This is a genomic window from Vibrio casei (assembly GCF_002218025.2).
Taxonomy (GTDB): Bacteria; Pseudomonadota; Gammaproteobacteria; order Enterobacterales; family Vibrionaceae; genus Vibrio; species Vibrio casei.
This window is the reverse complement of the sequence record NZ_AP018680.1, coordinates 957,135-969,209: the sequence shown is the minus strand read 5'-3', so window position 1 is coordinate 969,209 and position 12,075 is coordinate 957,135. Positions and strand designations below refer to the sequence as shown.

7 protein-coding genes and 1 pseudogene are annotated in these 12,075 nt (G+C 37.9%); 1 reads left to right on the top strand and 7 read right to left on the bottom strand.

Annotation, left to right across the window (positions count from 1 at the left end; translation table 11 throughout):
• Positions 1-6: 6 nt before the first annotated feature.
• The 7 genes and pseudogenes from VCASEI_RS04675 to VCASEI_RS04645 form a co-directional block, all read right to left on the bottom strand.
• Entirely contained in the window at positions 7-1,908 is a 1,902-nt protein-coding gene (locus VCASEI_RS04675; protein ID WP_089111005.1) for a site-specific integrase, read from the bottom strand.
• A 2-nt stretch (positions 1,909-1,910) separates the two neighbouring features.
• The gene (locus VCASEI_RS04670) at positions 1,911-3,707 is read right to left on the bottom strand and encodes a site-specific integrase (protein ID WP_089111006.1); all 1,797 of its coding nucleotides are present in this window, start codon (positions 3,705-3,707) and stop codon (positions 1,911-1,913) included.
• 148 nt (positions 3,708-3,855) lie between these two features.
• A protein-coding gene (locus VCASEI_RS04665) for an IS3 family transposase (protein ID WP_110957763.1) occupies positions 3,856-5,399 on the bottom strand; the annotation gives its coding sequence in 2 pieces (ribosomal slippage) (positions 3,856-4,934 and positions 4,934-5,399; 1,545 coding nt in all).
• Positions 5,400-5,446: 47 nt separating this feature from the next.
• The gene (locus VCASEI_RS04660; RefSeq protein WP_089110384.1) at positions 5,447-6,685 is read right to left on the bottom strand and encodes a site-specific integrase; all 1,239 of its coding nucleotides are present in this window, start codon (positions 6,683-6,685) and stop codon (positions 5,447-5,449) included.
• A 75-nt stretch (positions 6,686-6,760) separates the two neighbouring features.
• Positions 6,761-7,078, bottom strand: a pseudogene (locus VCASEI_RS04655) (toprim domain-containing protein); the annotation flags it as partial.
• 123 nt (positions 7,079-7,201) lie between these two features.
• Positions 7,202-7,750, bottom strand: a complete 549-nt coding sequence (locus VCASEI_RS04650; protein ID WP_089110386.1) for an NAD(P)H nitroreductase — start codon at positions 7,748-7,750, stop codon at positions 7,202-7,204.
• A 125-nt stretch (positions 7,751-7,875) separates the two neighbouring features.
• The gene (locus tag VCASEI_RS04645) at positions 7,876-9,879 is read right to left on the bottom strand and encodes an NADPH-dependent 2,4-dienoyl-CoA reductase (RefSeq protein WP_089110387.1); all 2,004 of its coding nucleotides are present in this window, start codon (positions 9,877-9,879) and stop codon (positions 7,876-7,878) included.
• Positions 9,880-10,189: 310 nt separating this feature from the next.
• Between VCASEI_RS04645 and sppA the strand changes: the two genes are divergently transcribed.
• Positions 10,190-12,049 (top strand): signal peptide peptidase SppA, encoded by a 1,860-nt coding sequence (gene sppA, locus VCASEI_RS04640; protein ID WP_086960563.1) that lies wholly within the window; start codon positions 10,190-10,192, stop codon positions 12,047-12,049.
• Positions 12,050-12,075: the final 26 nt, after the last annotated feature.

Sequence of the window (12,075 nt, the reverse complement as noted above, 5' to 3'; positions counted from 1 at the left end):
GTGCTCTTATAAAAGTGTTTGGTTAATGTCATGTTTGAATACATCAAAGGTAATATTATGATCTTTAAAACATTGTTCTATCGATTTAATCTCATAATAGAGCTTCGACAAAATGTTAGGCATTTTCAACCCAAACTCGATTAATGATTCAAATTTGGTGATCAATAATTGCCTTTTTGGAATAAGTTCTAATGCCTTAGCTTTAGTGACAACCGCATACTTACAGACAGGCGCATCACAAATACGATCACATCGGGGGTTAGTACAATGGCCGACTGGTGTTTCTATTATGGACATTTGGCCATCTCGAACTTGCCTTGATATCTCATCACGACTCAAATAAATGGTACTTCTATCATCACCACGTAAATTTGCTATTCGTTTACCTTCAGCACCAGACAAAGACTCTGCTTCATTATAAATATGGTAAAAAGTGTCAGTCATAAAATCATGATTTTCTTGTGCTATGTCTAAAAGCAATTCTCTATCTAGCATCATATCGAAATAGCCAGCGACATTAGCTTGGTTAGAATACCAAGATGTCATAGCTATATTGATATGTTTAAATTGATACTTTAAATCTAAAAGTGACGCTAGTTTATTACGAACAAGGAATACAGCAAAGGTTCGTCTGAAGCAGTGCGGATTTAGGTTTAATAGTTCACCAGTCTTTAATTCACCTTTTCGTGAGGGGTTTAAAAGATTAAATTCAGCAACATCATGTGAACTAGCTCTGTAATTAACATACTTAACAAAACTTTTTAGAGACTTATCAATTGCTTGCCTACCTGCTGCGGGATTTTTTGCCGTAGGTGAGAACGATAAAAAAAGAGAGTCAGCTTCTTGGTGTATTTTGCTTTTCTCATCTATGTGAGAGCAACTCTGAGCATGAGCTTTCCAATTATTTCTTGAGAATTCATAAATATCCCATACAAGCTCAATTGCTAGCTTAACAGCAGGAATAGTAACCCAACTAGTTTCTCTTTCTACGCCTGCGATATTTACTTTAGTATGAACCCCATTAACGATAGGGACAGTTATGCCTGCATATTTTTTTTCTTGAAAAGACTCTTTTGTCAAAGACTTGACTTCGCTATCCCTACAGCCAGTAAAACCAGCTATGACTATATAGCATGCTGCTCTAATCAGGCTTAGCCACTGCCCTCTAAGATCTAGTTTAAAATCTATAGTTTTAGTTTGTTTTTGGTAATTTTTTTGAGCGTAACCCCTAGCTGTAGTGACGCCATACCCTCGCTCAATATTTTTATTATAATCCTGAATAAAGCTTTCATATGTATCACTAATAATATTTCTACTTGGGTGATACTTAGCAACAATATCTAATGCAACTTTAAAATAATTTGATGCTATATTTTCTGGTAAGGCTATCGTTTGACGTGAAATCCGTTGGCTATTTGAGAGTAAAATAGCTAACTCTTCAGCATTATCAATTATTCTGGTGATAACTCCCTCATCTTTTAAGTCACCGAGAATTATCAAGTAGTTTTTCCATGTTTTGTATTTTAAATTTCGGCCTTGGGCTACTTTTATAAACTCTCGAAACCCTCTTTCTGAATTTATAAAAGTAAAGTCTGTACCGCCACACTCAATGATACATTTAGATAAAATAGAAAATGATTGAATATATTTATGGGCTGTACTTTTTTTATTTAAAAACCCACCTTTCTTAAAAGATTTATATAGTAACTTTTTGCATAACGACTTAAATTCACCTGCGATATTAACAAAACTAATATCCACACCTTCTTCGAATATCACCCACCTATCATCTTGATAATAGCTAAAAGGCTTCCCATCAGAAGAGTATGAAATAACTTCATCATCAAGTTTAATTACATTCGAATACCTAGTGTTAATGCTGTCTAGAGGCTTAATTAACTCATTCATTATTAATTTAACTCCATTAAAAATTCAAAATCCGTTTTATCACCCCAAAGAGGATGCGGAAGCTCAGAATATTTCACCTCAGCACTTTTATAAACATGTGGAAACTCTTGTTTCAACCGATCTAAAATGGACTCTATAGTATTAGTAACTTTAGATAATGTAGTCGTGGGCATTGAATTAATTGATGGCTGACAGGCAACCTCAAGGATTACATCTCTGAATGAAAGCATAAGCCAGATATCGTCGACTTCAGCAATAACTGCATGATGTGGACAACCAAAGCATTCTAAAAACTTGTGGCATGCAACTTTATTTTTTTTCATAGCTAAACCCGCTTTAACGAGTGATATTTTTAGCTGCTTAGCTTTTTCACCGAAAGAATCCTTACAGCGGAGTCCATTGGATAAAGTATTTGGTATGGCTAATTTATTTTTTAAGTAAAATTTCTCCCTCACAGGATCTTTAAAGTTATAAGCACTTTCAAGAACCGCTTCATCTAATGACTCACCTTGAAGTGTCCGCTGCCTTACGTCAAGAGCTCCCGCAATCGAGAACTCCATCAACTCAGGTACGCCATTAGAATAATGTTTTGATACAGTATCTGGGCTATTATTTAAACCTTCAGCAACTGAGAATATACTTTCTGTTGCTCTCATAATTAAGGTGGCTTTGGTCTTTCTAAATCGTTGTGTACTTAATGCAGGCAATTCAAAGTATTTGAGCTTTTTATTTATCACGCTAGTGAATTGATTCTCTAACATTCTAGTATATTTTTGCTTTGAGTAGACTGAAAAAACATAATCTGAGGTATTATTTGTTATCAATTTACTTAAAGACAACCAAGTTTCAAAAAACTCTTTAGCTCTTTTACTAAAGCCAACGGTAGTAATATTGTTCTTTCCCTGCTGTCTGTATTTTGTTGTCGATAGCTTATAAACACCATCTGATGTTCTTTCAAAAGGTTCATTTGAAATGTCGGAAAACTTAATTGCTAATAATTGACTTTCATTTAGTCCCGTATAAAAACATGTCAAATAAAGAGCTACTTTAACAAGCTCATTTTTCCAAGTATGACTATATCTGCCCACATAAAAAACATGCTTTCCATTAAACGGATTACCTAAGAAATCATTTCCTGAATCATCACATAACAACGGGTGAACTGAAGGTTTAGTCCCATTTATCACACAATATCTATATTTATTAAATATAATATAAAGCAGTTTAACTATCTGTTTCAACTCAGCATCAGTATAAGATAAAGTAATATCAGAATCGTTTAAGCAACTTAAAAACTCATTTCTTAACTCATAATTTAAATTTGGATCAACTTCATTCAAAAAACTTTTAAGTGACCCTTGAATTTGAATTAGGGTTTTTCCTTTCAATCCATCAAGGTATCGTTTTTTTAAACTATTAATAAATGAAGTAATGGTTTCCTTGTTAAAAGCAACTTTATAATTATTTGTATCGCAATGCTGGAAAAATGGTATCAAAGCGTTGAATATTCCAACTTTTGTTCTTCCCCTCCTATCGATTTTCAATACTGTAAGATAACAATACCTAACAAGTTCCCATCTATTCATATCAACTAACTGCTCATTCGCTTGAAGACGAAAAGATTGACCATTAGAACCAATTTTAACCTTGGGGCAACCTTGATAACCAAGCCGATGAAAGTAACAACTTCTCTGATCATTTCTAAAGATCAACTTATTATTAGGTATATCTATAACACTAATGTTTTCATTATTTTTAACATCTAATGTTTTACGCGTTTCATTTCCGATAAAAGCCATCGTCTTATCCCTCGGCCTTTAAAATCAACTCAATAGCTTGCTCATAAACTTCATTAGCCTTCAATGTTTGATGGCAAAACTTTAAATAATGCAGAAGTGTACTTCTTGATTTACGGTGTTTGTCAAACTAGTTGTCGCGATCACTACGTTATGCACTCTCAGCCTTGACACTATTTTGTTCAGGGTTTAAGTACACTTCTTTTGGTAAATCCCAATTACGGATATTACCGCTCCAGCGCTCAGGGTGAGCATCTTTAGCACCTTGATAAACTTCTTTTCTATTAGCCAATATGTCACCCGCTAATCCTGAATGCCTTTGATGTGGGCTGACGTATTTGATGCCACTATGTTTGTGGTTAAAATTATACCAGTGGCTAAATTTCAACACCCAACTACGCGCCTCATCAATTGTTGAAAACCCTTTATACGGATAGTCAGGGCGATATTTACACGTTTTAAATATCGACTCAGCATAAGCATTATCATTGCTCACCCTAGGACGATTAAAAGACGACACGACACCTAAACTATAAAGTGTTTCAAGCATTGATGAGCCTTTCATTGGGCTTCCATTATCCGAATGCAGTACCAGAGGATTATCTTTAACTCCTTCTTTTAAATGAGCTTTCTTAATTAATATTGATGCATTTTCTGCTGATTCGTCATCATGAATTTCCCATCCAACAATCTTTCGACTAAATATATCGAGTATCAAATATAAATAAAAATGCAGCCCTTTAGCGGGGCCTGGTAACCAAGTAATATCCCAACACCACACTTGGTTTGGCCCTGTAGCACAGTGTGTCGTCGGTACTTTTCTCTCTTTTATCTGACTACGTCCGCGAGCGTTTTGCTGTTTTTCTTCATGAAGAACACGATAATATGTTGATTCAGAAGCAAGATAAATACCCTCATCTGCTAATGTAGGGACGATTTGGCTTGGTGGTAAGCTCTTAAAATCATCGCTATTAACGATGGCTAATATGTTATCTCTCTCTGCTTTTGATAGCTTATTTTTTGGCTCAGGGCGCTGAGATATTGGTCTACCATCTGTTTTTATGTTCCCGTCAACAGTCCAACGTTGATACGTCCGGACACTGATCCCAAGTTCACGGCAAGCTTTAAACTTTGGCGCACCAGAACTCACAGCTTCATTAACTAGTTTAACTGCTTGAATGCGAGCTGAGTCGAGGATCATTCGTCCTCGGCTTCCCCCCAGATCGCATTTGCTTTTTTTCTTAACACCAATAGTGCTGCGGTTTCAGCGAGTGCCTTATCTTTTCGACGTAGCTCCTTTTCTAATTGATTGATCTGTTTTTTATCTTTCTTTGTTTCGGTGGAGAAGGCTTTTTCTTGCTCTTTAACGTTAGCGTTTGCATCTATACACGCATTTCGCCAAGCCGATACTTGTTCCACATAAAGACCTTTGCCTCGGCAATATTCCGCTAACTCAGCTTGATTTAAAGAGGCTGTTTCCAACACGACTGAGAATTTATTTGCTGATGACCACTGCTCAGCATTCTTTCCATCACCTGGCACTAAATGCCCCTTATCAATTGCTTGTTTTCGCCAATTATACAAGGTTGATTCACCAATCCCCATCTCGATTGATAATTGGGCTATTGCTATATTATTTGGAGGCATCATCTTCTGAAGAGCCGACTCTTTGCTTTGCGCTGAATAATGTTTCATTGTTACTCCACGCCCTCTGTTTAATGGTTGAATATTAAGCGCGACAACTAGTCTGACAGAGAGGGTTTATGCCCCATTACTGATTGAATGTAATCAAGAGCGTCACCTTCTTTTATTCCTTGATTTAACAGCTCTTTCAAACGAGTTACTGCATAGGTTGAACGCAAGTTATGAAACTTGTGATTAAAACTCGGATGGCTATCTTTTATCGTATTTCGAACTTCGCACCATCGAGCATTAAATGTCCTCGAGCCATAATGATGCCCATTCTGTGAAATGAATAAAGGAGGATTGTTTAACTCATCGGGGTTATTTACTTCGAAAAGTTTTCTACGCTTTATGTAACGCTTTGAATTAATGTATTGATGTAATTGAAGCATTAGCGATGAAGGCATCTCTATTGTTCTACTACCAGAGCCTTTAGTATTTACTCCTTGTTGCGGTGATATGTGCACGCCACTTGAATGAATTAAATACTTATGATGAAGTTGCTCAGTTGTTGGCTTATAAATAAACTTTGCTCTAAAAGTAACTATCTCTTCTCTACGTAACCCTGTAAATCTTGCTAAAGCTACGGCAATTTTAAACTCTTTTGATAGATTTACGAAAGTAGTTCCTTTTGAAGTATTTGAATTTACTTTTCCCTGACGACATATCTCATCGACCAAAGTCCATTCATGTTCATTCAAAGGAACTAGCTCTCTTGACATACCAAAATTACTTTTATCCTTAGGTAAGTTCAGTCTAATGTCTGTCAAGTCAACAAAGACAAACTTACCTCTACTAAACTCATGCCCACCATTAACGTTAACTTTAATCGTTTTATAGTTAAATGGCTTATTTGAAAATTCGTAGCCTTTGTTTAAATAAAACTTATAGAAACTGACAATTGAACCTAAGTAATTATTAGCTGTTGTTCTAGCAATAGTTCCATTATTCACAGCATCTTTAAGATGTTTACTGAACTTATACGTAGGTTTATTTCTTGAAGTGATGGGCATCTCGTCCCACTCAAGCCCTATTTCATCGAGGAAGATAAAGTAATGTAGTAATGCCTGAGCTTGAGTGTTTACATGTTTTCGATATAGAGAGGTCTTTAAATAAATAAGCCAATTATTTACAACACTAACTGGTAAACCATTGTCTTGATATAACAAGACCATATTCTGAACATGGTGGCCTTTCCCATTAAAGTTAAAGCTGATTTCACCAGTGTCTGAGTTAATTGACTTAGATAATGTTTGATCAATAGTTAAACTTGGTACTGTCCATAAAATGTAGTTCATAAGTCAGATCCTATTTCACACTTTTAACAATATTTATTGTAACAATGAATTTTCATTAAAATATCGTAACAGTACTCGGTCGGGATCTCCCGCATTCACCAGCTCAGGTTTTTGCTTGAAAAGCTGCCTGATAACCGACAATTGTTTTTTCGCTGCAGCTCTTGGACGCAATTGCCATTGCTGGGGAATAATAGGCAAATCGGCAAGGTTCCATTTTTTATAGCGATCATCGTAGACATCAGGTTCCACTTGCTCCAGTAGATGACCAATACACCAAGTGACAATATCACCATTGCCACAGCAGATATAACCCTGCTCATTTTTATGGGGTTTGGGTAACGCCGAAGCAATGGCTCGTCCAAGGCTAGGTTTTTCCGCTATAAATAAACGCAAATGCTACTCATCCAGATAGAATTATCAATAAAAACAACAAAGGGCAACATTATCAAATGTTACCCTTAACAATCAAGAAAAGCTGTTGTTATATACAGTTACACCCAAGTATAAAAAGATTAATTACAGAAATTCGACAAAATCGCCTATTTTTCTTTCTGGTACTTTCATTGCCGTACAGCCTGGTGTTCCTAAGTACAGAAAACCGACAATTTCATCTTCGCCTTGCAATTTAAATGCTTGATGAACTTCTTTATGGAACATCCATTCACCTGAGCGCCAAAAGCCTTGAAAGCCTTGAGCAACCGCTGCCATTTGCATCGCTTGCGCGGCACATCCTGCTGATAAATGTTGCTCAAACGCTGGTACTTTTTCATGTGGAGTGACTTTCGCTATTACAGTGATCACCATCGGAGCCCGGAAAGGCGCTTTTTTCAACTTTTCGATGACATCATCAGAGCTATTATTAGCTTGCGCTGCATGCACTAAAATGTCGGCTAGCTTTCGTAAGCCTTCACCTTGAGCAATCACAAAGCGCCAAGGTGTTAAATTGCCATGGTCAGGAGCGCGTAAGCCTGCTTTAATAATATTCTCAAGCACTTTGCCTTCTGGCGCAGGTTCCACCAAGTTGGCTATTGAACGTCGTTCTAATAATAAATCCAATGCTTGCATAACATTCCTACCACTTTATAAAAATAGAATGAGAATCATAATCAAATCAATAAAGCTTGGCTATGACTCTCATTCAGTTTTATACAAAAATGTACTTTTAAAACCATGCCTATTTTAAACAATGCCTATATCAACATCGCAATTTTCGTCCCTTGGCGTATTGCTCTTACCGCATCTAATTCACCCGCAAGATCAGCGCCACCAATAACATGCAGCTTTTCACCTAACGATGCCCACTTATCTTCAAATGGACGAACGGATTCTTGCCCTGCACAAATAATAATATTATCAGCATTTAATACGGTTTCTTGTTCATTGAATGTGATGTGTAGACCTTCCTCACTGATTTTTTTATAGGTAACCCCTCCCATCAAATTTACGCCTCGTTTTTGTAATGTTGAACGATGGATCCAGCCCGTAGTTTTACCAGGGCCCTTACCCACTCGACCTTGACGACGCTGCATTAACCACACTTGTTTATCGCTCATACAATCAGGTTGAGGTAATATTCCACCTTGATGTTCAAGGCTTTGATCGATTCCCCATTCATCCAACCAATCTGCAATATCATGTTGGGCTGGTTCCGTTATCATACTGGCTATGTCTACGCCAATACCACCAGCACCAATGATGGCAATTTTGTTTCCAAGTGCCGTTTTTTCACGGATAAGTGTTTGATAGTCGATAATTTTATCGCTTGTTGCTAAGCCTTCTATATTTAGTTTTCTTGGCTTAACGCCAGATGCAATCACCACTTCATCATAATCACAAATATCAGAAAGTTGCGCTTCTGTATCAAGCTTTAAATTTACACCCGTTTCTTCAATACGATTCGCAAAGTAGCGGATCGTCTCACGAAATTCTTCTTTACCAGGGATCTGCATGGCCAAGCGAAATTGGCCACCAATTCGATCGCTTTTCTCAAACAAGTCGACTTGATGCCCACGTTCAGCCGCAATGGTTGCGCATGCCAAACCTGCTGGCCCTGCTCCAATGACCGCAACACGTTTCTTCGTTGTAGCGCTTAACATTGGCATCTCGGTTTCACTGCAGGCGCGAGGGTTAACCAAGCAGCTCGCTTGTTTACCTTTAAATACATTATCTAAACAAGCTTGATTACAGCCTATACAGGTATTAATTAGCTTTGATTTTTCAGCGGCAGCTTTATTCACAAAATCTGGATCAGCCAGAAACGGGCGCGCCATCGATACCATATCAGCATGACCTTGAGACAAAATATCTTCTGCAACTTCCGGCGTATTAATTCGATTACAGGTAATCACCGGGATCGATAGATGTGGCTTTACTTTCTCCGTTACCCAAGTAAATGCGGCGCGTGGTACTTGAGTCGCAATGGTTGGAACGCGTGCTTCATGCCACCCAATACCAGTATTAATTAAAGTAACCCCTGCTTTTTCTAGGGCTTGTGCCAATTCAACCACTTCATCAAAAGTACTACCCTGTTCAACTAAGTCCAACATGGATAAGCGGAAAATAATAATAAATTCATTCCCAACTTTCGCGCGAATTGATTTAACGATTTCAAGAGCTAGTCGAATACGATTTTGATAACTTCCGCCCCATTCATCATGACGCTGATTCGTACGTTGGCAAATAAACTGATTAATTAAGTACCCTTCCGAGCCCATCACTTCAACACCATCATAGCCGGCCGATTGGGCTAATTTCGCCGTGTTTGCAAAATCTGAAATTGTGTTACGAATTTGACTCCCACTCATTTTAAATGGGGTAAATTTAGAAATAGGGGCACGAGTTGCACTGGCACTTTGCGAAAAAGGATGCATGGCATAGCGACCAGCATGCAATATTTGCAATGCGATTTTTCCACCATGCTTATGCACAGCATCGGTCACAACTTTGTGTTTTTTAGCGTGGGCGCTTGTACTAAGTTGCGAACTGAATGGATGTAAACGTCCGCGTAAGCTAGGTGAAAAACCGCCAGTCACAATTAACCCTACGCCACCTTTAGCTCTTTCTTCATAAAAAGCAGCAAGCTTCTTCAATTCACCACGTTCTTCTTCTAAACCGGTATGCATCGAGCCCATCAATACTCGGTTACGTAGTTGCGTAAAGCCAAGATCTAATGGCGCTAACAAATGTGGATACATATTCTCACCTATGACACTGATCATTATTTTTATATGGTCAGACCACACTACACAATGGAAACAAAAAAACCAAACAGGCGTTTACATTTTTGCAACCTAGCTCAATCTTCATGTATTAATTTGTTCGCTATTTTCCCTGCAACACCAAATCATCGCCATAACATAGATAATTCACTGTAAAAGCAGCAAAAAAATTGAATCACATCGACAATTTAAATACATATCGATACTCACACTAGCCTTTGCTTATGTTACATTTAATCCTTATGCTCATCAGATTTTCTTAAATCATGTTTAATCGGATATAAATATGAAAAAACTATTCTGTTTTATTGCAGCCATTTTTAAAGGTATTTGGACATTCATTACCTTTATTCGTGTGGCTATTGTTAACATTCTTTTTATTGCGTTGATTGTTATCGCCTATTTTGCTTTTTTCCCTCAACAAGAGTCTTCTACAGATGAACCACTAACGCCCGATACAAGAGCTTTAATATTAAATCTCGATGGTCCAATTGTAGAACAACGCACTTATGTTAATCCGTTAGATTCCATCTCAGGAACCCTATTTTCTGACGAATTACCAAGAGAAAATGTACTATACGACATCGTTACCACTTTACGCTCAGCTGCAACCGATCAATCAATTTCAGGGTTGGTTTTGAATTTAAGCCAAATGCCCGAAACCAATTTAACCAAATTGCGCTATATAGCCAAAGCTATCAATGAATTTAAAGCGACCGGCAAACCCATTTATGCCTATGGTGATTTTTATAATCAAAGTCAATACTACTTAGCCAGTTACGCAGACCAAACATTTTTATCTCCTGATGGCGCAGTCTTACTCAAAGGGTATAGCGCGTATAATCTTTACTATAAAGACTTATTAGAAAAACTCGACGTCACCACTCACATTTTCCGTGTCGGTACTTATAAGTCTGCGGTTGAACCGTTTCTTCGTAACGACATGTCACCAGCGGCAAAAGAATCCGCAACCGCTTGGCTAACTCAACTTTGGGGGGCGTATGTTGATGATGTGGCGCATAACCGCAAGATTGAAACCACAGCTTTAAATCCAAGCATGGATGAATTTTTGTCCAAAATGAAAAGTGTTGATGGAAACTTAGCTCAATTATCCTTAAACATTGGATTAGTAGATCAACTGATGACTCGCCAGCAAGTCTCTGATTTTTTTGCTACTCAATTTGGTAGCAATAAAGATCATCGATACAACCGGATTAACTACTACGATTACAAATCAAAAGTATCCATTCCAGTGGTCAATACCGCCGATCAAATTGCCGTAGTGGTCGCTAGTGGTACTATTTTAGATGGTACTCAACCAAAAGGCCGTATTGGAGGTGATTCCACAGCAAACTTATTAGCGCAAGCTCGCTTAGACAAAAATATAAAAGCTGTCATTCTACGAGTTGATAGTCCAGGAGGTAGCGCATTTGCTTCTGAGATTATTCGTAATGAGATTGAAGCATTGAAACAAGCGGGTAAACCCGTCGTCGTTTCCATGTCGAGCCTTGCTGCATCGGGGGGGTACTGGATTTCGATGGGCGCAGATAACATCATCGCTCAACCAACAACGTTAACGGGATCCATTGGCATTTTTGGCGTCATTACAACATTCGAAAAAGGATTAAATAAACTCGGCGTACATACCGATGGCATCGGAACCAGTCCATTTTCTGGTATTGGTCTAACAAATGGCTTATCTAAAGGCGCTTCTGAAGCGATGCAAATGGGCATTGAACACGGCTATCATCGTTTCATTTCTTTGGTCGGTAAAAATCGTAACATGACCACAGAATCCGTTGATAAAATAGCCCAAGGCCGTGTATGGACAGGTCAAGATGCGATGAAACATGGTTTAGTGGATCAAATTGGTGATTTTGATGATGCTATTCAATCAGCAGCAACATTAGCTCACCTTGAAAGCTACCGATTAACTTGGGTAGATAAACCATTAAGCCCGACTCAGCAAATTCTGGAAGATTTTTTCCGTACGATCAATACGTCTCTTGGAAACCCTCTCGATAAATGGATCCCTGACGCATTAAAACCCGCAGCGGCACAAATTTCAGAAAGTACTAATTTGCTAAATAGTTTCAATGATCCAAAAGGCTATTACGCTTTTTGTCTTAATTGTGAAGCGATATAGTCAATATACATTAACGCCAAACAAAT

Excerpts from the sequence above, each read along its gene's own strand:
- VCASEI_RS04645 (WP_089110387.1), bottom strand. The coding sequence starts at position 9,879 with ATGTATCCACATTTGTTAGCGCCATTAGATCTTGGCTTTACGCAACTA.
- sppA (WP_086960563.1), top strand. The coding sequence starts at position 10,190 with ATGAAAAAACTATTCTGTTTTATTGCAGCCATTTTTAAAGGTATTTGG.
- VCASEI_RS04670 (WP_089111006.1), bottom strand. The coding sequence starts at position 3,707 with ATGGCTTTTATCGGAAATGAAACGCGTAAAACATTAGATGTTAAAAAT.
- VCASEI_RS04660 (WP_089110384.1), bottom strand. The coding sequence starts at position 6,685 with ATGAACTACATTTTATGGACAGTACCAAGTTTAACTATTGATCAAACA.
- VCASEI_RS04675 (WP_089111005.1), bottom strand. The coding sequence starts at position 1,908 with ATGAATGAGTTAATTAAGCCTCTAGACAGCATTAACACTAGGTATTCG.
- VCASEI_RS04650 (WP_089110386.1), bottom strand. The coding sequence starts at position 7,750 with ATGCAAGCATTGGATTTATTATTAGAACGACGTTCAATAGCCAACTTG.